Consider the following 25,558-nt stretch of genomic DNA (forward strand, 5'->3'; position numbering starts at 1 on the left):
GGGTCTGTCCTTCAGGCGAGCGGCGCGAGCGGGCGGCCGTCATAGGGAAATGGGCTATCGAAATCTGCGAGCGTGGGCTGGCAACGGTCCTTGCCGGAAAGCTCGGGCATAATTCCCACCGGCAGCGGCCAGGCGATCCCGACGTTGTCCCATGCAATACCGCCATCGGCCTCGGACGCGTAGGTATCCGAGCATTTGTAGACTACCTCGCAATTAGACTCGAGCGTGAGGAAGCCGTGCGCAAAACCGACGGGTACGAACAGCTGATCGCCGTTATCAGCAGAAAGCTCCGCACTCACCCATTGGCCGTAGGAGGGAGAGCCTTTGCGAACGTCCACCGCGACATCAAAAATTCGCCCACGGATGCAGCGGACGAGCTTGTCTTGCGCTCGCGGTGGGGTCTGAAAATGTAAGCCGCGAAGGGTGAATGCATGTGCGGAAAGCGAGTGGTTGTCCTGCACGAAGGTGCAGGTGATACCGAGCGCGGCAAATGTGTCGCGGTTGTACGTCTCGGTAAACCAGCCGCGTGCGTCACCGTGGCGGCGGGGATGAATTAACTGGGGCAAAGTAGGAGGCATCAGCAGCATAGGGTAGCGAATTGTATCGCGCGGGACAATCCGGCTGCTCTCCAGAAATCATGTCAATGGCAAGTTAGCTCGTCAGATAGAGACGAGTGATGCGGCCCGGCTGGCTTTACTAAGGATCAGATCATTGGTGTGCCGCGCGAGCATGAGGTTGGCGTGAAGACGGCGGATTTGTGCCGCGAGCACGGGATCAGCGATGCGGCCTAACAACTGAAGGGCGAAGTGCGGCGGGATGACAGCGTCGGAGGCGGCGCGATTGCGAACGACTGAAGAAGCTGACGGCCGACCACGCCGTTTTCGAGCGTCGTGCCCGCAAGTTGACCTGGGTCAGTCGTTTCAAATTACAATATGAGGCACTGTGCGGGACGTTTGACGCCGCACCCAAGCCGATCCGCGAGATTGCCAACGAGCGTTGCAGGGTCGGCTATTGACGGCTGGCGACCCTGCTCAAGCGAGGCCTAAAACCGGGAGCATGTCACCGTGCGACAACCGCGCCATTTACGATAAGAGCCATACGGTGTGCCCTCATCGGCAGTGCCAAGTTTGATAGAGTTGCATCCCAATGAGCCAGTAGCTAGGGACGGCGCGCGTTAGCGGATCGCTTCCCGGTACGGTTATGCAGAGTGGAATGTTTTTGTGGCCGGCGTTCAACCTTTACGACCAATATTCTGGGCCCGCCTGAGATTTCAGGTACCAGTTGGAATCCTTATTGCCGCAGTTTTGCCAGCAATCGGACGCGTGCTCATCTACGGTGCGGGGGGCAACAGCACCGTGCTGCAAAATACATTGGTCGGTACGGCATTAGCGATCCTGATTGGCGCATGGCTGACGCGCAATGTGGCGACATACCCTGGATCGGAAGCGTTGGCATCGGCCCTATCGTCTTTTAGTCTCGTCTTCAGTGCTTTGTTAATCGCATTTGTGTTCGGGCGCATTCCATATAATCGGACCACTCTTCTGCTGGGATATTTTCTCACGCTAGTATGGTTCTTCTTGATTGGCGCATTGGCTCAGCACCGCCAGCGTCTGCACATCGGAGTTCTGCCGTTTGGCGACGTAGCGGAGCTACCCAATTTCTCACATGTTACATGGAGTATTCTTCATTCACCTGAATCTCGGATTAGTGGGCTAGACGCTATTGCGGCAGACCTGCGTATTGATCTCCCGAACGAGTGGGACAGAAAGCTCGCCGATTATGCGCTTGGTAATATGCCGGTTTATCATGTTAAACACTTGCTGGAGTCGCTAACCGGCAAGGTGGAATTAGAGCATCTGTCGGAGAATAGCTTCGGATCACTTACACCGCGCTTGGATTACATGATGTTCAAGAGCGTTGTAGATTGGCTGATGGCATTTTTTATGGGAGTTCTTCTACTTCCTTTAATCATAGTCATCAGCATATTGGTCCGACTTACATCGCCTGGGCCTGCATTCTTTCTCCAAGAAAGGATTGGCTATCAAGGAAGACCCTTCACAGTTTACAAGTTCCGCACTATGAAAACGACGGTGGCCAACCCAATTCAAGAGCGTGATCTTGCAATCACGCGTGATCGTGATGATCGGATCACGACCATTGGCCGGTTTCTGCGTATGTCGAGAATTGACGAGCTCCCGCAAATTCTAAACATTCTGAAGGGTGAAATGAGTTGGATTGGACCTCGTCCGGAAGCTGCGGTGCTCTCACGCTGGTACGAGCAAGAAATTCCTTTTTATCGCTACCGCCACATCATTCGGCCGGGAATCGCAGGTTGGGCACAAGTATGCCAGGGCCACGTTGCTGATATAGATGATGTACGTAGCAAACTGAATTATGACTTTTATTATATTAAGCAGTACTCACCTTGGATTGATTTGTTGATTGTGGTTCGAACAATCCGAACTATGATAACGGGATACGGCGCGCGCTGACACCTGAATGTTTGATGCCACGGTTTGATGGGATGATCGCGTTGGGTGTGGAGCGGCAGGAGTAGGAGGCACGGCTCAGGCGGGAACGCCAGCACTTGCACCTTGGACAGCCAGAAAGAATGGACTAACAGCCTGTTACGCATGCCAACCGTCACACTAAATACCGGGCGAACTTTTCTCGCCGATGCTGCCGTATCGATCCTCGATGCCGCGCGCAGCGAAGGCGTTACGCTAGAATATAGCTGTCGTACGGGTCGGTGCGGAATATGCAAAGCGTCGCTGATGTCGGGGCGGACCGAAACGCTTCGCCCAGAAGAAGGTCTGAGCGAAGTCGAACTACGTGACAACATAATCCTGACGTGCTGCCGCGCGGCAGTCGAGGATATCGTGCTCGACATCGAGCCCCTTGACCGGCTCGTCGGCTTCGAAATTAAAACTATGCCGAGCCGGATCGTGTCGATCGACCGATTGGCCCAGGACATCGTAAAGGTGGTGCTCAAGACCCCGCCTGCGTCCCCAATGCGTTTTTTGCCAGGGCAATATGTCGACGTCATCGTCGATGGCGCTCGGCGTAGCTACAGTCTTGCTAATGCGCCGCGGGAAGATGGCCTGCTCGAATTGATCGTCAAACGCTATACTGGCGGACACCTCAGCCGCTTTTGGTTCGAACGAGCAAAGCCGAATGATCTCATCCGCATTGAGGGGCCGTTTGGCACCTTTTTCTTGCGAGATGAGGGCCCCACCAACATTGTGTTTCTCGCGACTGGCACGGGCATCGCTCCGGTCAAGGCGCTGCTGGAGGAGCTGGCGGCCGATCCAATGCGAGCCGCGCGGCACCGTCTCAGTGTATTCTGGGGCAATCGCGAGGCTGAAAACTTTTGCTGGGATCCGGCGGGCCTTGGGCTCGACGTGGGTTTCCATCATCTGCTATCGGGAGACCAGCCAGACTGGATCGGTCGGCGTGGTTATGTGCAGCAGTCAGCTGTCAAGGACGGCATAGATCCTGATGATACAGTGGTCTATGCGTGCGGTTCGAGCGCGATGATCGCATCGGCGCGCGGAACCATGCTCGCGCTCGGCTTGCCCGCCAAGTGCTTCTTTTCCGACGCATTCGTCAAATCGAACTGAGGACCGACCCATGAAGGCAGTTATTCTCGCCGGTGGCCTTGGCACGCGCTTTGCTGAGGAGACGAGCCTCCGGCCGAAGCCGATGATCGAGATCGGCGGTCGTCCGATCCTGTGGCACATCATGAAGATTTACGCTGCGCATGGCGTCACCGACTTCGTAATTTGCTGTGGTTACAAGGGCTACGTAATTAAGGAGTATTTCGCCAACTATTTCCTCCATATGTCTGACGTAACGTTTGACATGCGCGCGAACGAGATGATCGTTCACGAGAAGCGCGCAGAGCCGTGGCGGGTGACGCTGGTCGATACCGGCGACGAAAGCATGACGGGTGGTCGCCTGCGCCGTGTTGCCGATCATGTAAAAGACGAGGAATTCTTCTTCTTCACCTATGGCGACGGCGTCGGCGACATCGATATCACCCGATCGATCGACTTCCATCGCGACCACGGCAAACTGGCGACGATGACTGCGACTTATCCGCCAGGCCGGTTCGGTGCGCTGGAGATCGAAAAAGGACAGATCACCCATTTTCTGGAGAAGCCAAAGGGTGACGGCGGAATGATCAACGGCGGCTTCTTCGTGCTAAGCCCCAAGGTGATCGACTATATCGCGGACGATGCGACGATCTGGGAACAGGAGCCGTTGCGCAATTTGGCGAGTGATGGCGGGCTGATGGCGTTCGAGCATCACGGTTTCTGGCAGCCGATGGATACGCTGCGCGACAAGCAGCATCTTGAAGCGCTGTGGAGTAGCGGGAAGGCGCCGTGGCGGGTCTGGTGATGCAACAAGGAAGGGTAGATCCCACCTTCTGGGCGGGCAAGCGCGTCTTCTTGACGGGGCACACCGGCTTCAAAGGGAGCTGGATGGCACTGTGGCTCCAGCAGATGGGGGCGCAGCTAACCGGCTTCGCGCTGTCGCCTCCGACCGAGCCCGCGCTGTTCGACGTCGCGCTGGTGGGCAATGGTATGACGTCAATCATCGGCGATATACGCGATCCAGCTGCACTTGAGCAGGCGCTGGTCGGTGCTGACCCCGAAATTGTGATCCACATGGCCGCACAGCCACTCGTGCGCGCATCCTATGACGATCCAATCGGCACCTATGCCACGAACGTCATGGGCACTGCGCACCTGCTTGAGTCCGTGCGGAAGGCAGCCAACGTACGTGCTTGCGTCGTGGTAACCACCGATAAATGCTACGAAAACCGCGAATGGGCCTGGGGCTATCGCGAGGATGAGGCGATGGGGGGGCATGACCCCTATTCCAACTCCAAGGGCTGCGCCGAGTTGGTCGTGTCTGCTTACCGCCGCTCGTTTCTGGCCAAGGCGGGTATTGCGCTTGCCAGCGGTCGCGCGGGCAATGTGATTGGTGGCGGTGACTGGGCTGCGGACCGCCTAATTCCTGATATCCTGCGCGCGATCGAGCGCGGCGAAGCCGCTCTCATCCGCAATCCGCTCGCGATCCGTCCATGGCAGCATGTTCTGGAGCCGGTGGGCGGCTATCTCGAACTCGCACAGGCGTTGTGGCATAAGCCCGAGCAAGCGGCACAGGCGTGGAACTTCGGCCCGCGCGACGACGATGCTCGCCCCGTAAAATGGATTGTCGAGCGCATGTGTGACGCTTGGGGTGATGGTGCTGCCTGGACCTACGACGAGAGTGTCCAGCCACACGAGGCGCGCCATCTCAAGCTCGACATATCCAAGGCGCGCGCCGAGCTCGGTTGGCAGCCGCGCTGGGATCTCGAGCAAGCGCTTGCCAGCATCGTCGCGTGGCAGCGCGCGTGGCTGTCGGGTGTCGATATGCATGCTTATTGTTTGACTGAGCTACAGCGCTTCGCTCCCGCTTCGCTCCCCCTTGCCGCACAGGAACACGACCGATGAACGCCGACGACCTTCGTAAGCAGATCCGCGCGCTGGTAAACCAGTATGCGGAGGCCCAATTCGCCCCCAAGCCGTTCGTGCCCGGGGAAACCGTGATCCCGCCTGCAGGCAAAGTTATCGGCGCTCCCGAGATCGAGTTGATGGTCGAGGCTTCGCTCGACGGTTGGCTGACGACGGGGCGCTTCAACACCGAATTCGAGGCGGGGCTCGCCAAGATCACCGGCGCACCCTACGTCCTCACCACCACGTCGGGCTCGTCCGCGAACCTGCTGGCACTGTCGTGCCTGACCAGCCACAAGCTTGGCGATCGTCGCCTTAAGCCCGGTGACGAAGTCATCACCGTCGCGGCTGGCTTCCCGACCACGGTCAACCCGTCGATCCAGCACGGCCTGATCCCGGTGTTCGTCGACGTCGAAGTGCCGACCTACAACATCGATGCCAACCTGATCGAGGCGGCGATCACCGATAAAACAGGCGCGATCATGATTGCGCACACGCTCGGTAACCCGTTCAACCTCGCCGAGGTGCGGCGTATCTGCGACGAGCACGACCTATGGCTAGTCGAGGATTGCTGCGACGCGCTGGGCGCGACCTACGACGGCAAGAAGGTTGGCCTGTGGGGCGATGTTGCGACGCTGTCTTTCTACCCCGCACATCACATCACGATGGGTGAGGGCGGCGCGGTGTTCACCCGCTCGGCCGAGCTCAGGCCGATCATCGAGAGCATCCGCGACTGGGGTCGCGACTGCTATTGCGCGCCCGGCTGCGACAATACCTGCGGCAGCCGTTTCGGGCAGCAACATGGCGACCTGCCGTTCGGCTACGACCACAAGTACGTGTACAGCCATCTCGGCTACAATCTGAAGATCACCGACATGCAGGCGGCCTGCGGCCTGGCGCAGCTCGACCGTGTCGACGATTTCATCGCTGCGCGCCGGCGCAATTTCGCGCTGCTGACCGAGCGGCTGAAGGGGATGGATGAAATTTTCATCTTGCCCGAAGCAACGCCCAATTCGGACCCGTCGTGGTTCGGCTTCCCGGTCATGTTGCGCGAGGGCGTCGATGCGAAGCGCGTCGATGTGACGCGCTTCCTTGACCAGAACAAGATCGGTACCCGCCTCGTCTTCGCCGGCAACCTCACGCGCCAGCCCTATTTCAAGCACGTCAATTACCGTGTGGTTGGTGATCTGACTCAGACAGACCGCGTCATGAACAACAGTTTCTGGCTTGGTGTTTTCCCGGCGCTTGGCGAGTCGCAGATCGATTACGTTGGCGAGAAGCTGGAAGAGTTCTTTGGTATGAACTTCTAACTATTATATTTAGGAGTCGGCGTGGAAACGCAGGATACCATAATTTCGGGCGTAAAAACTCTGAAGATGCCAGCGTTCATAGATGTCCGCGGCGGATTTGTTAAAAGCTTTCACGCGCCTAGCTTTGAGCAACTGAAGCTGCGAACTGATTGGCGCGAGGAGTATTACACGACATCCGCAAAGAACGTCGTACGCGGTATGCACTTTCAGGAACCCCCCGCCCAACATGCCAAGCTGGTGTTTTGCGTGGCCGGCCGTGTGCTCGACGTGGTCCTTGACATCCGCACCGACTCCCCGACGTTCGGCAAAGCGATCAGTGTGGAGCTTGAGCCGGATAACGGCATCGGCCTCTATGTACCGGTTGGTTGCGCGCATGGCTTTCTGTCGCTGACCGACAACAGCGTGATGTATTACAAGGTGACCAGCGTCCACGAACCCGACCAAGATCGCGGGGTCGCCTGGGATAGCTTCGGCTTCGATTGGCCAGTAACCAATCCCGTCCTGTCTGCACGCGATGCGGACCATCTGGCGCTTGCCGATTACATCTCGCCTTTTAGGATGACGGATTAATGCCCCGCTCACTGATTACCGGCGCTGGAGGTTTTATCGGCGCCAAGCTGGCGCATAGGCTGCTCAGCGAAGGTTGGGCGGTTGACCTGCTTGCCCGGCCTTCAACCGTTATAGCTGACGATCTAAGTGCAGCGGTAATCCACCGGTTCGATGGCACAACTGCCGGGCTGATCGCCGTAGTGGAAGCTGTACGCCCCGATGTCGTGTTCCATCTGGCTTCGCTGTACCTTGCCGAGCACAAACCAGCTGACCTCGAGCCCCTGATTGCCTCAAACGTCCTGCTTACCGGCCAGTTGGCAGAGGCGATGACGGTCACGCTACCGGTCGGCTCGGCCCGGCTGGTCAGTACGGGTACCGCGTGGCAGCATTATCGCGGTCCTGGCTATGTACCGGTTAATCTCTATGCCGCCACCAAGCAGGCGGGTGATGATCTGCTGCGCTACTACACTGATGCGCGTGACCTGTCGTCGATCACTTTGAAATTGTTCGACACGTTCGGCCATGGCGATACCCGGCGCAAGCTGGTGCAGTTGCTGATGGACGCCGCCTTATCAGGGCAGCGGCTGGGCATGTCGCCGGGTGAGCAGATGATGGACATCAGTCATGTGGATGACGTGGTCGACGCCTTCATCGTAGCTGGTCATCGCCTGCTGGTTTCCGCCAACCTGCTTGATGAAAGCTATTTCGTATCGGGCGAGCGCCTGCGCGTTCGCGACCTAGTGCCGATAGTCGAGGTCGCCACGGGCCGCAGGCTGGATGTTGTTTTTGGCGAACGACCTTATCGCGCCCGTGAGGTGATGGAGCCGGTAATTTTGGTCGAAGGGCAGCGCCTGCCAGGTTGGCTGCCACGCCGCCGTTTGGCCGATATGTTGCCGACGCTCAGCGCCTGATCGATGGAGTTGTCGAGGCACATTCGCGCGCATCGCGCGCTGTTGATCGGCCTCACCGCTCAGCTGCTGCAATATGGCTCGGCGCTGATGCTTGTGCCCTTCATGGTGACGAGACTGTCGAAGGCTGAAATTGGTCTATGGTACATCTTCGTTGCCATTCAGTCGCTTGCTTTCATTTGTGATTTTGGCTTCCAGCCGACGTTCACGCGAGCGTTTGCGCTAGGCATCTCGGGCGCCTCCAAGATTGAGCGGCGAGGGCTTAGCGAGGAAATTGTAATCCAGCGCACGCCCAATTTTCGCCTGATCGCAGAGATTATGGCTGCCGCCAAGATATTCTATCGGCTGCTCGCCGGGCTTATCCTATTGGTGCTCGTCGTCGCTGGCCTTCCGTATGTCGCAGCCATCAGTGGCAAGGGCGGGCTAGATATTCGCTATGCCGAGGGCGCTTGGCTGGTCTTCGCCGTCAGCATCAGTCTCAATCTGTACTTTCTGTGGGTCGACTCGGCTCTGGTCGGCTTCGGTCGCGTCGAACAGAATTACCTGTACATAATCGTCAATCGGGCCGCCTCCGTGACGATCGCGATCGGGGCGCTGTTGGTCGGAGGCGGCCTGATCGCCGTGGCTGGAGCGCTGATCTTGGGTCAAGTCATTGCCCGTACGATCGCCATCAATCTTCTGGGTGACCTGACCCGGCGATGCCGGGCTGAGAAAGTTGAGCGGCACGCCGTCCATGCTGTCCTGCGCGCGATCTGGCCTAACGCGAGCCGCATGGGCGCCGTCTCGATCGGGGCGTTCCTTATTAACCGCTACACGCTTTTTGCCATTTCGGCGTTCGGGGGACTTGCTGTGGTCGGTCCGTATGCGCTGGCGCTTCAGATGCTGTCTGCCGTGATTGCCGTAGCCCAAATGCCGATGCAGATCTCGCTGAGCAAGCTGGTCGATGCGCGGGTCAAGAAAAACACCGTAGTGCTGCGCCAGACATTCACCATGGTCATGGCGATCTATGTTGTAACCGCGTTGATCGGCGCCGCGTTCATCGTCATGATCATGCCGATCGCGCTCAGGGAAATCGACAGCAATATTATGCTTTTACCGACCGGGACGCTTATCCTCCTGACACTGGTGCTCATACTTGAAGGCTTGCACGCGACCGCGGCGACATTCATCACGACAGCCAATGACGTACCGTTCGTGCGAGCCGCCCTCGCGTCAGGCATTGCCATCGCCATAAGCGTGACGATAGCCGGCTGGTTGGGCTTGGGTGTCGCAGCGATGATTGCTTGTCAGGGCTTAGTGCAACTGACCTACAACAACTGGTACTGGCCATGGCAGGCATGGAAGAGCATCGAGACGTGATGACGCTGCCCCATTCCGTTCGCAGGCATACTGCCCAGCACAATGATTTTAGCAGCTCCGCCGGTTCTAAGCGGCGAGATTCGTTGCAATGGTGGAGGCCGTTCCAATGAAAAGCTTGCAAACGCGCGACAGTTTTCGGGATATTGCGGATCAGCCCTACGAATTGGTCTGGCAAATCGGGGAGGCGGGTGGACTGACCCGGGCCACGATTGCGATCCCTACCTATAAGCGGATCGACACGCTGGTGGAAGCGATCAACAGCGCGGTCGCGCAGCAAAGCGTGCCCCCGCCCGATATTGTCATTGTCGATAATGATGGGCCCGGAGAAAAGCCGGAAATTGTGCGTGCAGCGTTGGCCGATACCAGGGGTTGCCGGGTGCGCTATTTTGTCAATTCCACCAACATTGGCATGTTCGGAAATTGGAACCGCAGCATCTTGCTGTCTGAAACGCCGTGGGTGACGATCCTCAATGATGATGATCTTTTGCGACACAACTTTCTCCAGCAGTGTCTTGCGGCCTTGGATCGGCTTCCCGCGGCAAACGGCATTGTGTGCCGAAAGGGCGTACGGGATCGACGGGCCGTCGCGCCTGAAACTAAGGTGTCGTCGGCATCCCCGGTCTGGCTCCGCCTCGCCAAGGTGATCGCCAAAAGTGTTCACAAGGTACCTTATCGCAATGGCGTGCTGAGGGTCACCGTGAAGCGGCAGTTCTTTGGCAACTTTTTCGGAAACGGGCTTGGCTTCTTGTTCCGACGAGACACCGCGGTTCGGCTGGGCGGGTATGATCCCGACGATTTTCCTTCCGCGGACTATGTCTTCTATCTGAGGATGACTGATGACGGTGCGCTCTATCTTATCGACAAGGTGCTGGCCGATGTTGGCATTGGTGACAATGAGTCGATCGCTCCGGGCATCTTGCAACGCTTCGTCACCCAGTTGCATGAGATGCGCGAGCAGATGGCTGGTAGCACTGTGCCGCACAGCTGGATGAAGATGGCGCCGCTGCTGGCAGCTAACCAAGTGCTGACTACGGAGTTGATGTGGGGTGAAAAGCTCGATCAGGATGCGCTGGCTGAGGAACTTGGCTTTCCACTTCCCCCGCCAAGTACCATCCGCGAGACGCTTTTACGCTTACGCCACGGTGTCCTGTGACCGTGGTTTGCACAATCATCCGTAGATGCCAGACCCAGTGAGTATGCAGCGACGCCATATGCCCTTGCGACACACCATATTGCTGCTTGGCGGAACCGGATTCATCGGTTCCAATCTTGCGCGCGAGCTGACCAATGCTGGGCATGACGTCTTGGTCGGCGCGCGCACGGGGGATGCCGCCGGGAACGTCCATGCTTTGCCGATCGAGGACTCCGACGCAATCCTTGCTTTCGTGCGCAAGCGGGGGGTGGAGGTGGTGGTGCACCTGGTTTCGAGGATGAAGCCGGGAAGTCCGATGGCCGATTACGTTATCGAACGTCGTCAAGTCATCACACCCACCATCCATTTGGCAGAGGGTCTGGCCGAAGTCGGCGTCAAGCTGGTCTTTATTTCGTCCGGCGGTACGATCTACGGCGTGACGACCGGCGCGCCGGTCGCCGAGGACGATCGTTGCGCGCCAATCAGCCTATATGGCCAATCCAAACTGGAGATCGAAACTTGGCTTGAATTCCTTGGCCGAACGGCAGGCCTCGATTATCTGATCCTGCGCCCGTCTAATCCCTATGGACGCAACCAGCCGTTGCGCGGGGGCCAAGGCCTGATCTCTGTTGCCATGGGCAAGCTGCTCAACGACCAAGCACTGGAGGTGTGGGGCGATGGATCGAGTATCCGCGACTATATCTACATCGACGATCTCGTTCTTACTATTCGTCAGTTGATTGAGGCCGGCGTGAGCGGAATGGCGCTGAACATAGGAAGCGGCGAAGGACATTCCCTTCTGGAAATTGTAAACACCATACGAGAGGTGACCGGACGCACTCTTGGCTTGGTGTTTCGGTCGGCCCGTCCCGTAGATGTGCCAAAGCTGGTACTGGACGTTCGTCGCGTTCGGGGGACCGGATTACATCACGCCCGACCGCTCGAGGACGGCATTGCTACTTATGCCGACGAGGTCCTAAATGGCTGAACGGCCCCGCCTGGCTATCTGCATCCCAACATATCGCCGGGATAACGTCGTTGCGGCCAATTTGGCCAAGATGATCGATGAAGCACGTCGCCTGAACATCGCTCTCTATGTCTCCGATGACAGTCCCGACGATCTGACGCGGAACGCCGTTCGCGCATTCGGGGATGTCCACTATCGCCGTAACACACCTTCGCTTGGTCACGACCGCAACCTGATCGCCACGCTCACTTGGCCCAACGCTGATTTCGTATGGCTACTTGGCGACAAGCACTGGGTCATGCCTAATCAATTGGAGAAGATCCTAGGCTTTCTCGACGATCAGGATCTGGTTTTGGTCAACTACCAGTCGCCGGACCGCCACGACATCCCGCAGGTCAGCGGCGAAGAGGGCAAGGCCTTGCTGAAATCTGCCTTGTGGCATCAGACGCGGACTGGCGCCACGATCTATCACCGGCGTGTCTGCGATTGGGTCGTCGAGCAGGGCGATGACTTGATCGTCAAGCGCGATTTCCCCCAGATCAGCGTGATGCTCGGCTATGCCAGTCACCATAATACAAAGTTTGGGTGGTTTGGTCAGCCGAGCCTCGGCGTGGTTCAGCAGAACAGCTACTGGCAGCAACAGGCGATTACCGTCTTCGCCGACCACTGGTCTGCCGTCGTATCGGCTTTTCCCAAGGTTATCTCGCCCGCAGATCAGCCGGAGGTGATCCGTTCTCATTCTGCAAGGATGAATCTTTTCAGCCTGGTAACGTTGCTGGACCTACGACTGGCGGGAACCTTCACTTGGACGCATCTTGGTCAACCATCGTTTCGTCGCGCAGCGCATCTCCCATTCTGGCAGATGGCTGCAATCCTTCTTGTTCCGAAACCCACAGCAGCGTTTGCCAAGCGTATCAGGAGGGCACGGCGCGCTAGGAAATAGCCGACGAAAGTCATGCCCGGATGTACGAGCCGTATTTCATCCGTCCGCAAAAATGCCAGTGCGTAAGACGCAGGCAAGGTTCCAGTCCATCTAGCACGCTCCGCTTGATACAGCCACCGAGCAAGCAAGTGCAATGTTCCGTCGATCAGCCAGTGAAACGAACAAAGTTTGAAAAGGCACAACCGCTGGGCAATGCGAGTGGGCTGCTCTATGGACCATACCCATAATCTGACATGTCGGGGCTGCGATGGGCGATGGGGTAAGCACAAAGGGAACGCCAATGGAGAGGGCAGTGCCATCAGCGCGGGTATCACGCAGCGTTAGCCACTAGCTTGTATGAACATGCTTGTTTCCAGCAGTGAGCCGGCACCTGTACACTATTGACGTAATCCCTGAAGTAAATATCTTCGATCATATCTATGCCGGATAAGAAAAACATTTACGTGTAATAGTGCACTCGGATAAGAAGTATTTTCGTTGACCAACTTTAACAACGCTGACGTAATCATCGTAAACTGGAACTCTGGGCAATGGTTATCACGTTGCATCCGTTCAATTGCGTATTATGGAAAAGACAATGTTGAGAAGGTTGTTGTAGTAGACAATGGATCAAGAGACGGTTCCGATGCAGTTATATGTCCCGAACTGGCACTCGACATCGTGCGCACGGGGCGCAATTTGGGGTTTGGCCGCGCGTGCAACCTTGGTGCGCACCGTGGCCGGGCGCCGTACATCTTGTTTCTCAACCCCGATGCCGCGTTGTTGCCGGATACCCTTCATACTGCGATTAGCTTCATGGAGCGGCCGGAGAATGCCGGTGTTGGAGTATGCGGGGCAAAGCTGATCGAGGAGGATGGCATAGTGCAACGGCACTGCGCGCGGTTCCCAACTCCGACTGTTCTCTTGGCCGCGGCATCGGGGCTTGCGACCCTGTTTCCTAGACTCATTCCTGGCTTGCACGATCGTGAATTTGATCACCTATCCAGTCGACCGGTGGACCACGTCATCGGCGCTTTTTACTTGATCCGGCGACATTTGTTTGAACGGCTTGGCGGGTTCGACGAGCAGTTTTTTGTTTATCTAGAAGACTTGGATCTTTCGGCGCGGGTCCACCAAGCCGGGTATGGCGTCTTCTATTTGGCCGAAGCGGTAGGTTTGCACCGCGGCGGCGGAACGTCTGAGCAAGTCAAGCCTCAGCGGCTAGCCTATGCGCTGGAAAGCCGGATTGTCTACGCCTTCAAGCATTTCACCCCGGCATCGGCGCTTGCCGTGGCGATGGTTACGCTTGGCGTCGAGCCGTTTCCACGATTAATACGCGCGGTCTCTCGACGTTCGCTGACGGATGCGAGGGAAACCGGGCGAGGTTTTGTTCTACTGTGGGGTCGTGTTCTGCGCCGTGTCTTCGGCCGATCCGGAACCAAGATTGCTAATTCTTCGGCTATCCATCCCGCGGGGGACGCATAGTGGAATCGACTATAGCCAGCATTCCGCATGCGACGCCTGTCCCTGGTACGGCTCTCGACACGCGCCCCGTCGCGGACGTCCTGCTAGCCCTGATCTGGATCACGCTCACTACGGTCACGGGTTTGATGCTCTTCGGCTATAGCCGCGACTATTTTGAATATCTAATCTACTATCAGTCTATACCAAATAGTTTATCGTTTCTTGATACTCGGTTTGAGCCCGGCTTTCACGTTATCGCTTGGTTTTTTAGAAACTATCTCGATGCTGACCTTTCAACCCTGTCCTTAACACTAGCCGCTGTATCACTAGCTATCAAGTTTATGCTTTTCAGGCGATATCTTGCCCATCCTGTCTTTGCCGCGATACTTTATGCAGTGTTATTTTTTCCTATTCACGAATATACACAGTATCGTGTAGGTATCGCTCTAGCATTTGGCTTTTGGGCCGTTCATCTGTTAATTGAACGGCGCTATGCCTGGTCGGCCATTTTATTTTGCCTAGCGTTTTCGCTTCACTACTCGAGTAGCTTGCTCTTAGTTGGAGCCGGGCTTGGCTTATACGTACGCAGTCGCTTAGTAGTCGCTGGGACCTTGGCGGTCATAGTGATCGCGACGGTGTTCAGTAGCTTGAACTATGCGTTCGAAGATGTCCTCAACAGTCTGAACCCGCTCAGTGCGGCCTACCTTCAAAATAGCGCACTGATCGAGAGCGTCTCCATCCTGTCGGTGAACAACCTGCTAATCGTCGCGGCGCTCGCCTGCTATCTGGCCGCGGGCTATCATCGTCGCGGGGGCTATCACGTGCTGATGTTGACCATGTCAATCGCCTGTTTGGTGCCGATCGTTCTCCTGCCGGATGCGCCGGTTGTCGCACAGCGCAGCAAGGAGGTGCTGTTCCCAGCCATCATTTTCCTGTCATGCCGTAGCCGCTGGACGATGGCGGATTTGCCGGGGTTGGGTTTTGTCATAATAACAACGGCGTTGCTGGGGTATCTATGGATTGATGGCGGGATCATAACCCTATGAGCATCGCATCAAACAATTCTTGGGCGGCGGGTGGTTGCCATATCCTCGCGCTCGCTAAATACGGTTCTCGTGCCGCGAGCACGCGGCAGCGGCTGCTGCAATATGCGCCGTTTCTAGCAAAGCATCAGATCGGCATCGATCTCAGGCCGCTGCTCGACGACACCTATCTGGCGGGCCTAATGAATGGGGAGCGGGCGTCGCCGGTCGGGGTGGCACGCGCTTATGCCCGCCGATTGGGCGACGTATCTGCAATGCGTGACCATGACCTCCTATGGATCCAGTACGAGATGTTTCCATATCTGCCGTTGATTGACGGCCTACTCGCGCAGATCGCCCCCCGTCCGATCGTATACGACATCGATGACGCGATATTTCACATGTACGACGCGCACCCGTCTGCCGTCGTGCGCCGTCTGTTGGGTGGCAAGCTGCGCCCACTGGTACGGCAGGCGGCGACATGCCTGTGCGGCAATGAGTACCTAGCGAACTATGTGACCGCGGCAGGCGGGCGGGCGGTGGTGGTGCCCACTGTGGTTGACACCGACCATTTTCGCCCTCGGCTGGAGCGTGGTGAAGGGCCGTTGACCGTAGGTTGGATTGGTTCGCCGTCGACCTGGCGTTATGTCGAACCGCTACTTCCCGCGTTGTTGCCAGCGATGGCACGCTTGGGCGCGCGTTTTCGCGTGGTGGGCGCTGGACCGGCCGCGCGGGGGATCGAGGGCATTGACGCGATTGAATGGGATGAAGCATGTGAGGTAGCCGATCTCCAAGCCATGGACGTAGGTTTGATGCCAGTGCCTGACCAACCTTGGGCGCGGGGGAAATGTGGATACAAACTGATCCAGTACATGGCATGCGGGCTGCCCGGGATTGCGTCTCCGGTGGGGGTGAACAGCGTTATCGTCGACCACGGCGTCGACGGGCTGCTCGCTCATACACAGGCGGATTGGGTGGGCGCGCTCGAGCAACTGGCGCGTGACCCAGATCTTAGGGCACGCATGGGCGCGAAAGGACGCGATAAGGTGGTCGCGCACTATTCTCTGCAATCGCAGCAGCCGGTTGTGCTGGATGCGTTTCGCGCCGCGATGGGGGCAGGCGTATGAGTGCGAATGGCCCGGTGCGGTCGGTCGCGATCATCACCAGCATTGCGTTTTCGATGGCCAATTTTCGTGGGCCGCTGATCCGCCGGATGGTCAGCAAGGGCATCACGGTGTACGCCTTGGCGCCCGATTACGGCGAACAGACCCGCGCTGCCGTGCGCGCACTCGGTGCCACGCCGATCGACATCTCGCTGGAGCGGACCGGCTTGCATCCGGCTCGAGATCTGGCGGACATGGTGAGGCTGGCAGTTACCCTGCGCCGGCTCCGCCCTGACCTTGTCTTTGGTTATTTTATCAAGCCGGTGATTTACGGAACACTGGCCGCTCGGCTCGCTGGCATCCAGCGCCGGTATGCACTGGTGGCGGGATTAGGTTACGTATTCACTCCCGATGGCTCGCGGTACAGTGCCAAACGCCAAATTCTGCGGAGTGTCGCCTCGACATTGTACCGTGTCGCATTCCGGTTGTGCGACCGCGTCTTCCTGCAAAACAGTGACGATCTGGAAGTGCTGTGCAGCCGTGGCTTGCTGCCCCGCGACAAGGCAGTGCTGATCAGCGGTTCGGGGGTAGACCTTGCCCGCTTCCAGCCGGCACAGCCCATCGTCTCACCTGTCACCTTTGTGCTAGTTGCCCGGCTCCTCCGCGAAAAGGGCATCGTCGAATATGTCGAGGCAGCGCGCCGGATCAAGGAAAGCGAGAGCGACGTACGCTTCCTGTTGCTCGGCGACGTGGACAGCAATCCTGGCGGACTTAAGCGCGAGGACGTGGAACGGTGGGTTGCGGAGGGGGTAATCGAATGGCCCGGCCAGGTTCCAGACGTTCGTACTTGGCTGGCGCAGAGTAGCGTGTTCGTGCTGCCTTCCTATCGTGAAGGCAAGCCGCGAAGCACCCAGGAGGCAATGGCTATGGCGCTGCCCGTGATCACCACCGACGCGCCTGGTTGCCGCGACACGGTCGAAGAAGGCATTAACGGCTTCAAGGTGCCTGTGCGCGATGCACGGGCACTGGAGGCGGCGATGCGTCGCTTCATCGACGCCCCCGAGTTGATTGCGCAAATGGGGCAGGCAAGCCGTGTTTTGGCCGAGCGGTTGTTCGACGTTCACCGCATCAATGATGCGATGCTGGACGCCATGAGGTTAAATTGACTGCTGTTTCGAGGAAGCATGGTCGCCTTTCCTTTCGCTGGCCCTCCGGGGGTGATATGGAGCGCCACGCATCGTCCAGGGGACAAGTTGGTGAATAAGGTACAACAGCTTCTTTTTCTTGAACTCAACGAAATCAACTTCGAGTTCTTGCAGCAATATATCGCCAAGGGCGAGCTGCCGAATTTCCGTGATTTTCTTGCGCGTCATGGATTTGATGAAACGCAGTCGGAACAGAATTATGATGAGCTGGAGCCATGGATCCAGTGGGTCACAGCACACACCGGGCTGACTTATGCCGAGCACGGTGTGTTCCGGTTGGGTGACATCGTCGGCACCGATATTCCACAAATCTGGGAACAACTGGAGGAGGCGGGGCTGAAGGTCGGTGCCGTCAGCCCGATGAATGCCAAGTACCGCCTACACGAACCTGCCTTTTTCATTCCCGATCCCTGGACGGACACGGGTGTGTGCGCCGGGGGCTTGGACACGCGCTTCTACCAAGCGATCCGTCAAGCGGTGAACGACAATGCGACAGGTGGCCTAAACAAGAAGTCGGTACTCGACTTTGCCGTTGGCGGGCTGCGCAACGCGTCACCGTTGAACTATCCGGCTTACCTGAAACTGGCAGGTGCGGCTCGAGGCAAGGCCTGGTCCAAGGCACTGTTTTTGGATCAGGTGCTGACGGATTTGTTTGTTCGTCTCGTGCGTGGCAAGAAGCCCGATTTTGCAACGCTGTTCCTCAATGCTGGTGCGCACATCCAGCATCATTACATGTTTAACTCTGCAGTGTATGATGGGCCACACCGTAACCCGGCTTGGTATGTCCATCCAGACGAGGACCCGCTGCTCGACGTGTACCGGCTGTACGACCGTATCTTAGGGCAGGTGCAGCGCGCCTTCCCACAGGCGCGGCTGATGTTGGCTACTGGCCTTCATCAGGAACCTTATGGCAAGACCTCCTTTTACTGGCGACTGACTGATCATGCCGCGTTCCTGCGACAACTGGACGTTCCCTTCCAGTCGGTTGAGCCACGCATGTCGCGCGATTTTCTGGTCTCCTGTGCGTCGGTGGAAGAGGCCAACGATGCCGAGCGAAGGCTGTTGCTTGCAAAGGCGGAGGACGGCACGCCAATCTTCACCGTCGACAATCGCGGCGCGGATCTGTTCGTGATGCTGAGCTATCCCAACGACATTCCCGAAGGCATGGCGGTGATCGCGGGCAACAACCGCATCGAGAACCTGCGCCACCACGCTGCCTTTGTGGCGATCAAGAACGGCGACCATAACGGGATCGGGTATTTTAGCGATAGCGGGAGTGCGGGAAGCGAGCGCACAGGTAGCTTCCCGCTTGCTGGCATCCCGGATCGCATCCGCGTGGCTTTGGGGGTGAACGGGCGTCGCTCGGCCGCGTGATGAACTCGTGCACTCCGCTGTCCAGAAAATAAAGCTATGTCACGCGGTATGACGTAGGGCAGCCGTGACCGGCTGACTCCCTTGGGCTTGTAGCCAAGCCTGGAACATCAGCACACACCAGAGCTGCGGCACAAGGGCCTTTTCACCGCGTAGGAAGCGCGTCCACGTCCGGGTGATCAGCGCCGGATTCAGGATGCCTTGCGACGCTAGCGCAGCCGGCTCAATTAGCGCTTCCGCCCAATCGCGAAGCGGGCCGGCTAGCCAGTCGCCGATGGGAATTGCAAAACCTGCCTTGGGTCGATCGATCAGGGCCCGGGGAACATACCGGTACAGCACTTCGCGAAGGATGTGCTTGCCGCGGCCATCTCGGATTTTGGCAGACATGGGCACGCGCCAGGCAAATTCAATCACTCGGTGGTCGAGAAAGGGAATGCGCCCCTCAAGACTAACCGCCATGCCGGCGCGATCTACCTTCGTTAGGATGTCGTCGGGCAGGTAGGTTACCGTGTCCATGAACAGCATGGTGTTGCGGAAATCGTCAAACGCGGGCACCGCGATCACGTGGTCTCCGTCGCTCGCACCGATCACAGGGTGTGTGCCCGGGCGCCATTGCGATACCAGCTGCGCGTAAAATTCCGCTGGGTCGCGGGCACCGATAACTGCGCCGATTTTGGGCAAGCGCTCCGAAAGACCAGCAATGCGGTTTCCCAGTCCTGTAGCGTTCACCAACCCGGATGCGGTCCTACTGGTTAGTGCCCCAGCAATTCCACGGCGCATAAAGCCGGGCAGGCGGGCGCTACCTTCCCAAATGCGTGCGCCTAGAACATGCCGATTATAGCCAGCGAAGAGTTCGTCGCCGCCATCCCCCGACAGTGCTACCGTCACTTCGCGGCGCGCTAGTAGGTTCACGAGATAGGTGGGGATCTGGGAAGAGTCGGCGAACGGCTCGTCCCAGATCATCGGCAGCTTAGGAATAGTCGCCTGCACATCAGCCAAATCGACGTGCAGCTCGCAATGGTCGGTGCCCAGATGCTTTGCAACAGCGCGGGCATAGCCGGATTCGTCAAAGGCACGCTGGCCAAAGCCAATAGAAAAGGTGCGCACCGGTCGGTCCGCCTGAGCCTGCATCAGCGCGGTCACCATGGACGAGTCCACGCCGCCCGACAGAAAGGCGCCGAGGGGCACGTCTGCTTCCATACGTAGCCGAACGGCATCCCGCAGCAGTGCGTCGAGTTCGTTCACTAGATCGGGGGTGTCGATGAGCGGGTGACGTGCGTTGTGCGCTGCAATAGTGGCGATGTCCCAATAACATTGGGGAACCGCTTGTTCAGAGTTCTTGGGCCTTACTTCCAACAGATAACCGGGCGGCAGCTTGTGAACGCCCTGCCAGATGCACATCGGCGCGGGCACATAGCCGAATCGCATCATCGCCGCAGCGGCATCGCGGTTGATTACGCGCTCGAACCCAGGGTAAGCCGTTAGAGCCTTCAGTTCGGAGGCGAACAGGAATGTGCCTCCCTGCCAGCCGTAGAAGAGTGGCTTTTCGCCTGCACGGTCGCGTGCTAGGGTCAAGACCTCGTCCTGCCGATCCCACAAGGCAAATGCGAACATTCCGTTCGCCTGCTCCAACGTGCTGCGGATACCCCATGCCTCTATGCAGGCTAGCAGCACCTCGGTATCCGAATGCCCCCGCCATGTCGGCGCTTGCTCCTCCTGTTCGAGCTTGGTCCGCAGTTCGGCATAATTGTAGATCTCGCCATTATAGACAAGAACATAGCGACCGCTAACCGAGGACATGGGTTGGTGCCCGGCTGGTGACAGGTCAATGATGGCTAGGCGGCGATGACCCAAGGCCACACCCTGTTCTGGATACACCCATTGGCCGTCATCGTCGGGCCCTCGATGCGCGATTGCGTCCGTCATTGCGACGAGGCTTGCGCGGGCGCCTTGGTTTAGGGAGCGGCCGGTCACAAAGCCCGCAATTCCGCACATTTTTTGGTTCTCCAGTTCGGCGTCCCTATAAGTACCTCCGTCAGGTGCTGCAATGCAGAAGGACATTATGCCTCACTTCCACAATCTTAGTTCTTTCCCTCGATCCGCTTGGACCCGGCGCCAAATGCTGCGGGGACTTGCCGCTGGGGTAGCGACAATTCCTGCGACCGCGTCCTGCAACGCTCACACGGGCGAAGTCAGGGTGTCCGATCTGAGGCGGCCGGGAGATCCGGACGACACAGCGGCATTCACCCGTGCTTTGCAATTGGGGACGCCCGTTTACTGCCCAGCCGGTCAGGGATCAGGACTGGGCGGCGCATACATACTGCGATCCGTTCCCTTACGTTCCGGCGCGACGATTCGGGGTGATGGCCAAGCCTCTGTTCTACGGCTGGCGCGGGATGCAAGAAGCGTTCTAGTAGGGGAAAGCCCCACGGCCGCAGTTCCGTTGGAGAACATCGCGCTGAGGGATCTCAGGATTGAAGGACGCGTAACGGAAACAGGATTTCGTGAACATTGGAACCTTGTGTCACTTTCGGGGGTCAGTGGAGTGCGGATCGAGCGAGTACAGTTTGTCGGCTTTGCCAGTGACGGCCTATACCTCGGAGCCGAGCATGGTTGGCCGGTGCGCGAACCAAGAACGATCAGCAACATTCTGGTTCGCGATTGCGTGTTTGACGGGGTAAACAACGACAATCGCAACGCGATCTCAGTGACGGGCGGCGCCGATATCACCATCGATCGTTGCCGTTTCACCCGCTGCACCCGCCCCACGATGCCGGGACCGATTGATTTCGAACCCGATGCATTCCCCTTCTATAGGCTGGAGCGTTTGCGCGTGACGAACTGTGACTTCGATAATTGTGGCGGCAATGTCGGACAGATCGCCTTTGTGGTTCCAGAGATTGTTCCTCCGCCCCGCGATGTGCTGATTTCCGGTAACAGCTTTCGAAAATATCATGGCACGGGGGGGGATGTAATGATGACCATCCACCGGCAGCCAGACGCGGCGACACCCGCCATGAAGTGCGTGATCGAGAACAACGTCGGCATGGGGGGATATTGCGGCTTTCAGATTTTCTCAGGAAAAGACATCGTGATCCGCAACAATCGCTGGACGGACTATACAGGGCGTAGTTTCTTAGGTTTTGGCGAGCCTACGGCCGGGGTGATGGATGTCATTGTATCTGGGGATAAGTTTACCCGGTGTGGACGGCGCGAGGGCCTTGCGCTGGCAGTGTACAAGGGTGATGGAATAAAGCTGCAAGGGGTCTGCTTTAAACAGACGGGAAACGGCGGACCAGGATCGGCCCCACTGTATCTGGGAAAAGACCGCATTCGGCGGTTGTCTCTTTTACGTAACGATTGGCGCGGTAATCCCGCCTCACCTGGGCTGATTATTGTGGAACATGGAGCCGATTATCTGCCCGGAACTACGCAGGTAACCGGCAATCTTGTTCCGGATGGCCGATCCCTTCCCGCCCTATAGCCGATTGGGCTGGCAGTTCCGGGCGACCCGAATTAGGCGAGCCTGACCAAAGAGGGAGCGAGCGTGAGTTACGAACCAGCATGGGCGGCGAGCGATCCAACGCTCGACGCTAAAATAAAGGCAAACGGCGGCCTATGGCTTGTCACGGGTGCCGCGGGTTTTATCGGTTCCAACATTGTCGAGGCGCTGCTGCGTCTTGGTCAGAGCGTGCGCGCCTTGGACAATTTTGCAACTGGCCACCCGCACAATCTCGACGAGGTGCGCGGTCAGGTGGGCGAAGACGCTTGGGCCCGATTCGAGTTTGTTGAAGGCGACATCCGCGACCCAGCCACCTGCCGTGCCGCCTGCCGCGGCGTGTCGTATGTACTGCACCAGGCGGCACTGGGCTCGGTGCCGCGCTCGATTGAAGACCCCCTGACCACCAACGAGGTAAACGTGTCAGGATTCGTCAACATGCTTGACGCGGCGCGGCGCGAAGGGAACGATGTTCGCTTCGTGTATGCCGCTTCCAGCTCGACCTATGGCGATGAGCCCAATTTGCCTAAGATCGAGGACCGGATCGGTCGTCCCTTGTCGCCTTATGCTGCCACCAAAGCATTCAACGAGGTGTATGCGGACGTTTTCCGCCGCACTTACGGCCAGCAGACGATCGGGTTGCGTTATTTCAACGTGTTTGGTCCACGCCAGGATCCGGATGGTGCTTACGCAGCGGTTATTCCCCTGTGGGTCAAGGCAATGATCACGGGCGGAGACGTGCGCATTAACGGTGACGGCGAGACAAGCCGTGATTTCTGTTTTGTCGCCAACGCGGTCCAGGCAAACATCCGCGCAGCCTTGGCGCCAAAGGAAGCTTGGGGCGAGGTGTACAACATCGCGGTGGGCCAGCGCACGTCGCTGAACGATCTTCATCGCGCGATCGGTGAAGCTCTGTCCGAGCAAGGCGTAGCTACCACCGCCACAATTGCTCACGGCCCCGCGCGAGCAGGTGATGTGCAGCACAGCCTGGCCGACATCGGTAAGGCAGGCCGTCTGCTTGATTACCAGCCGACCCACAATCTCCATGCCGGGCTGCGCGATGCTATGCCTTGGTACATCGACCTTGTCCGGAAAGACGCTGAATGAAGAACGATAACGAACGAATCGCGTTAGTCGGCTTGGGCTATGTCGGCCTGCCGGTAGCCATCGCCTTGGCGGAAAAGTACCAGGATGTTGTGGGCTTCGACGTCTCGCAGCGTCGCGTGGAAGCATTACGCGACAAGCACGACTGGACCGGCGAGATTGAGGGCGCCCGCTTAGCCGCCAGCAGCCTGCAGGTGACGAGCGATCCGGCCGACCTAGCGGAATGCACGTTTTTCATTGTCACGGTGCCGACCCCAATCGACGATGCGAATGAGCCGGATCTTACCCCGGTGGTGAGTGCTTGCCGGTTAATTGCGCCGTATCTCACTTCGGGTGCGGTTGTGGTGTTCGAATCCACTGTGTACCCCGGGGTCACCGACGATGTCTGCGCCCCACTGCTGGAGGAACATTCGGGCCTGATACGCGGCCGCGATTTCTTCCTTGGCTATTCGCCTGAACGCATCAATCCCGGCGACAAGGAGCATCGCCTCGATACTATTACCAAGATCATCGCGGCTGAGGACGAAACGACACTTACTCGGTTGCGATCGGTGTACGGTTCCGTGGTCAGCGCCGGGTTACACGAAGCGCCCTCGATCAAGGTGGCTGAGGCTGCCAAGGTGATCGAGAACACTCAGCGTGACCTCAATATCGCGCTGATGAACGAGCTCGCGCTGATCCTTGACCGGATGGGCATCCGTACCCGCGACGTGCTGGACGCAGCGGGAACCAAGTGGAACTTCTTGCGCTTCTCTCCCGGCTTGGTGGGTGGGCACTGCATTGGCGTCGACCCCTATTACTTGACCCATGCCAGCGAAAAGATTGGCTACATGCCCGAGGTGATTCTTGCGGGTCGCCGGGTCAACAACGGCATGGGCGCGTTTATTGCGCACAAAGCGCTCTCCATGATCAAGGACAGTAAGATCACCGACACGAGCGCCCAGTCTCGAATTGGCGTGCTCGGTCTAACTTTCAAGGAAAACGTCCCCGACTTGCGCAATTCCAAGGTTCCCGACGTGATTGAAACGTTAAGGGAAGCGGGTGCACACGTGCTGGTCCATGACCCACGCGTTGACCCGGAAGAAGCGCGGCACGAATATGGCATTGATCTGTCCGAGGCAGATGCCTTTGTCGACCTTGACGCGGTAATATTCGCAGTTCCACACGATGAGTTCGGAGATTGGATACCCGGCCTCGCCGATCGGTTGCGGTCAGGTGGGGTGGTAGTCGATGTCCGTTCGTTTGTTGATCGCAGTTGTTTGCCGTCAACGCTGCGCTACTGGTCCCTCTAGCTGGGCGCTCCATATTCGTATCGATGCCGGTCGCGCTGATTTTAGCGTGAAGGAAACCTTGGAGCAGGCGTAGCACAACGGCGCACGGCTGGCCTGCTCTTTTCAGGCTACTATATCTCCGATCGGCGTGTCTGTGTTGGTCAGGCTGTTGCGGGCACCTAGCATTCTTGACGATCGCGCCTGAGTGCTTCAGCGTTCCTGCCGGTGTCATGGTTCTTCGACGTAGACTATAAAAGTCGCCTCATCATGATGTCAGGCGTAGTGGGTGCCGTGGTGCATCCGTAACACGAGCGCAACGGTCTGATCCTTGTCGGCAACATCACGGCCTCGCAACATGACATGTCGTTACGTAGATCTTTTGGACCGTGACGCGGGCTCTTTGCTGCGATAATGGAAGAGAATGAAGCCGCACGAAATATCTCGAACCGGATGGGCACCGACCGGTTGGCATATCACCATGTTCGCGGCATTTGCGATCGCGACCCCCTGGCTCAGTGTCGCAGCGGACGCACAGACTCGTACGGCACGCGATACCGCGACGGCTTATGGCGCGCGGCTCAACGCCAGGGGCGAGCCTGCGAATTTGAATCCAAACCGCATCAACAACCGGGTCAACAGTCGGCTCGATACGCGCCTAAGCCTTCGCGTCGAACGCTATCGCCCCGACAGTACGAGCGATCCGGCCGCGGCCTTTGCTGTGCAAGCGACCGACAATGCGCGGATCGGCACCGATACGACGCTCTCGCCATTGTCCACGTCGACTTCCTCGTCCATGTTGCAGACGTTCGGGGCCTCATCGCAAAGCTCCATAGGGCCGCACGCTAACGCCACGCGACCGCGCTGACGCGTT

The 25,558-nt window shown here is 58.1% G+C and carries 22 protein-coding genes; 20 read left to right on the forward strand and 2 right to left on the reverse strand.

Going from position 1 to position 25,558, the window contains the following annotated elements; all coding sequences use genetic code 11:
* Positions 1–11 precede the first annotated feature (11 nt).
* On the reverse strand, positions 12–587 hold the full coding sequence (gene rfbC / locus IFT71_RS11695) for a dTDP-4-dehydrorhamnose 3,5-epimerase (protein ID WP_192140931.1): 576 nt from the start codon (positions 585–587) through the stop codon (positions 12–14).
* Between the two features lie 633 nt (positions 588–1,220).
* Between rfbC and IFT71_RS21855 the strand changes: the two genes are divergently transcribed.
* From IFT71_RS21855 to IFT71_RS11775, 16 genes are all read left to right on the forward strand, one after another.
* On the forward strand, positions 1,221–2,492 hold the full coding sequence (locus IFT71_RS21855) for a sugar transferase (RefSeq protein WP_192140933.1): 1,272 nt from the start codon (positions 1,221–1,223) through the stop codon (positions 2,490–2,492).
* A 102-nt stretch (positions 2,493–2,594) separates the two neighbouring features.
* On the forward strand, positions 2,595–3,620 hold the full coding sequence (locus IFT71_RS11705; protein ID WP_244654875.1) for an FAD-binding oxidoreductase: 1,026 nt from the start codon (positions 2,595–2,597) through the stop codon (positions 3,618–3,620).
* 10 nt (positions 3,621–3,630) lie between these two features.
* Complete coding sequence (gene rfbF, locus IFT71_RS11710; protein ID WP_192140935.1) at positions 3,631–4,401, forward strand: glucose-1-phosphate cytidylyltransferase; 771 nt, start codon at positions 3,631–3,633, stop codon at positions 4,399–4,401.
* Complete coding sequence (rfbG, locus tag IFT71_RS11715) at positions 4,386–5,501, forward strand: CDP-glucose 4,6-dehydratase (RefSeq protein WP_342212641.1); 1,116 nt, start codon at positions 4,386–4,388, stop codon at positions 5,499–5,501. Before rfbF ends, rfbG begins: the two co-directional genes overlap by 16 nt.
* Positions 5,498–6,811 (forward strand): lipopolysaccharide biosynthesis protein RfbH, encoded by a 1,314-nt coding sequence (gene rfbH, locus IFT71_RS11720; RefSeq protein WP_192140937.1) that lies wholly within the window; start codon positions 5,498–5,500, stop codon positions 6,809–6,811. The genes rfbG and rfbH overlap by 4 nt, the downstream gene beginning before the upstream one ends.
* 21 nt (positions 6,812–6,832) lie before the next feature.
* Entirely contained in the window at positions 6,833–7,381 is a 549-nt protein-coding gene (locus IFT71_RS11725; RefSeq protein ID WP_192140939.1) for a dTDP-4-dehydrorhamnose 3,5-epimerase family protein, read from the forward strand.
* The gene (locus tag IFT71_RS11730; RefSeq protein WP_192140941.1) at positions 7,381–8,271 is read left to right on the forward strand and encodes an NAD-dependent epimerase/dehydratase family protein; all 891 of its coding nucleotides are present in this window, start codon (positions 7,381–7,383) and stop codon (positions 8,269–8,271) included. The genes IFT71_RS11725 and IFT71_RS11730 overlap by 1 nt, the downstream gene beginning before the upstream one ends.
* Before the next feature lie 42 nt (positions 8,272–8,313).
* Positions 8,314–9,627 (forward strand): O-unit flippase-like protein, encoded by a 1,314-nt coding sequence (wzx, locus tag IFT71_RS11735; protein ID WP_192140943.1) that lies wholly within the window; start codon positions 8,314–8,316, stop codon positions 9,625–9,627.
* 106 nt (positions 9,628–9,733) lie between these two features.
* A complete protein-coding gene (locus IFT71_RS11740; protein WP_192140945.1) occupies positions 9,734–10,780 on the forward strand; it encodes a glycosyltransferase family 2 protein in 1,047 nt (348 codons plus the stop codon).
* 43 nt (positions 10,781–10,823) lie between these two features.
* Positions 10,824–11,747, forward strand: a complete 924-nt coding sequence (locus IFT71_RS11745; protein ID WP_206757446.1) for an NAD-dependent epimerase/dehydratase family protein — start codon at positions 10,824–10,826, stop codon at positions 11,745–11,747.
* Positions 11,740–12,669: a glycosyltransferase gene (locus tag IFT71_RS11750; protein ID WP_192140949.1), complete on the forward strand. Its 930-nt coding sequence runs from the start codon at positions 11,740–11,742 to the stop codon at positions 12,667–12,669. The genes IFT71_RS11745 and IFT71_RS11750 overlap by 8 nt, the downstream gene beginning before the upstream one ends.
* A 477-nt stretch (positions 12,670–13,146) precedes the next feature.
* Entirely contained in the window at positions 13,147–14,133 is a 987-nt protein-coding gene (locus tag IFT71_RS11755) for a glycosyltransferase family 2 protein (protein WP_192140951.1), read from the forward strand.
* Positions 14,133–15,158 carry an EpsG family protein gene (locus tag IFT71_RS11760; RefSeq protein ID WP_192140953.1) on the forward strand — a complete coding sequence of 342 codons (1,026 nt, stop codon included), beginning with the start codon at positions 14,133–14,135 and terminating at the stop codon, positions 15,156–15,158. Before IFT71_RS11755 ends, IFT71_RS11760 begins: the two co-directional genes overlap by 1 nt.
* On the forward strand, positions 15,155–16,261 hold the full coding sequence (locus IFT71_RS11765; RefSeq protein WP_192140955.1) for a glycosyltransferase family 4 protein: 1,107 nt from the start codon (positions 15,155–15,157) through the stop codon (positions 16,259–16,261). The genes IFT71_RS11760 and IFT71_RS11765 overlap by 4 nt, the downstream gene beginning before the upstream one ends.
* Positions 16,258–17,403: a glycosyltransferase family 4 protein gene (locus tag IFT71_RS11770; protein WP_192140957.1), complete on the forward strand. Its 1,146-nt coding sequence runs from the start codon at positions 16,258–16,260 to the stop codon at positions 17,401–17,403. The genes IFT71_RS11765 and IFT71_RS11770 overlap by 4 nt, the downstream gene beginning before the upstream one ends.
* 90 nt (positions 17,404–17,493) lie before the next feature.
* A complete protein-coding gene (locus IFT71_RS11775) occupies positions 17,494–18,816 on the forward strand; it encodes a hypothetical protein (RefSeq protein WP_192140959.1) in 1,323 nt (440 codons plus the stop codon).
* Positions 18,817–18,855: 39 nt separating this feature from the next.
* Here the strand turns inward: IFT71_RS11775 and asnB are convergent, their stop codons facing one another.
* Positions 18,856–20,874 carry an asparagine synthase (glutamine-hydrolyzing) gene (asnB, locus tag IFT71_RS11780; protein WP_244654876.1) on the reverse strand — a complete coding sequence of 673 codons (2,019 nt, stop codon included), beginning with the start codon at positions 20,872–20,874 and terminating at the stop codon, positions 18,856–18,858.
* Between the two features lie 382 nt (positions 20,875–21,256).
* On the opposite strand from asnB, the gene IFT71_RS11785 reads away from it, so the two are divergent.
* The 4 genes from IFT71_RS11785 (at position 21,257) to IFT71_RS11800 (ending at position 25,552) form a co-directional block, all read left to right on the forward strand.
* Positions 21,257–22,297 (forward strand): right-handed parallel beta-helix repeat-containing protein, encoded by a 1,041-nt coding sequence (locus tag IFT71_RS11785; protein ID WP_192140961.1) that lies wholly within the window; start codon positions 21,257–21,259, stop codon positions 22,295–22,297.
* 63 nt (positions 22,298–22,360) lie between these two features.
* Positions 22,361–23,419, forward strand: coding sequence for an SDR family oxidoreductase (locus tag IFT71_RS11790; RefSeq protein ID WP_342212642.1), 1,059 nt, complete (start codon positions 22,361–22,363; stop codon positions 23,417–23,419).
* Positions 23,416–24,708, forward strand: a complete 1,293-nt coding sequence (locus tag IFT71_RS11795; RefSeq protein WP_192140967.1) for a nucleotide sugar dehydrogenase — start codon at positions 23,416–23,418, stop codon at positions 24,706–24,708. Before IFT71_RS11790 ends, IFT71_RS11795 begins: the two co-directional genes overlap by 4 nt.
* A gap of 457 nt (positions 24,709–25,165) precedes the next feature.
* Positions 25,166–25,552 (forward strand): hypothetical protein, encoded by a 387-nt coding sequence (locus IFT71_RS11800; protein WP_206757447.1) that lies wholly within the window; start codon positions 25,166–25,168, stop codon positions 25,550–25,552.
* Positions 25,553–25,558 lie beyond the last annotated feature (6 nt).

The sequence above is a fragment of the Sphingomonas sp. CFBP 13733 genome (genome assembly GCF_014841795.1).
Classification (GTDB): domain Bacteria; phylum Pseudomonadota; class Alphaproteobacteria; order Sphingomonadales; family Sphingomonadaceae; genus Sphingomonas; species Sphingomonas aerolata.

Excerpts from the sequence above, each read along its gene's own strand:
- asnB (WP_244654876.1), bottom strand. The coding sequence starts at position 20,874 with ATGTCCTTCTGCATTGCAGCACCTGACGGAGGTACTTATAGGGACGCC.
- IFT71_RS11795 (WP_192140967.1), top strand. The coding sequence starts at position 23,416 with ATGAAGAACGATAACGAACGAATCGCGTTAGTCGGCTTGGGCTATGTC.
- IFT71_RS11770 (WP_192140957.1), top strand. The coding sequence starts at position 16,258 with ATGAGTGCGAATGGCCCGGTGCGGTCGGTCGCGATCATCACCAGCATT.
- IFT71_RS11740 (WP_192140945.1), top strand. The coding sequence starts at position 9,734 with ATGAAAAGCTTGCAAACGCGCGACAGTTTTCGGGATATTGCGGATCAG.
- IFT71_RS11800 (WP_206757447.1), top strand. The coding sequence starts at position 25,166 with ATGTTCGCGGCATTTGCGATCGCGACCCCCTGGCTCAGTGTCGCAGCG.
- IFT71_RS11765 (WP_192140955.1), top strand. The coding sequence starts at position 15,155 with ATGAGCATCGCATCAAACAATTCTTGGGCGGCGGGTGGTTGCCATATC.
- rfbH (WP_192140937.1), top strand. The coding sequence starts at position 5,498 with ATGAACGCCGACGACCTTCGTAAGCAGATCCGCGCGCTGGTAAACCAG.
- IFT71_RS11750 (WP_192140949.1), top strand. The coding sequence starts at position 11,740 with ATGGCTGAACGGCCCCGCCTGGCTATCTGCATCCCAACATATCGCCGG.
- IFT71_RS11745 (WP_206757446.1), top strand. The coding sequence starts at position 10,824 with ATGCAGCGACGCCATATGCCCTTGCGACACACCATATTGCTGCTTGGC.
- rfbF (WP_192140935.1), top strand. The coding sequence starts at position 3,631 with ATGAAGGCAGTTATTCTCGCCGGTGGCCTTGGCACGCGCTTTGCTGAG.
- rfbC (WP_192140931.1), bottom strand. The coding sequence starts at position 587 with ATGCTGCTGATGCCTCCTACTTTGCCCCAGTTAATTCATCCCCGCCGC.
- IFT71_RS11730 (WP_192140941.1), top strand. The coding sequence starts at position 7,381 with ATGCCCCGCTCACTGATTACCGGCGCTGGAGGTTTTATCGGCGCCAAG.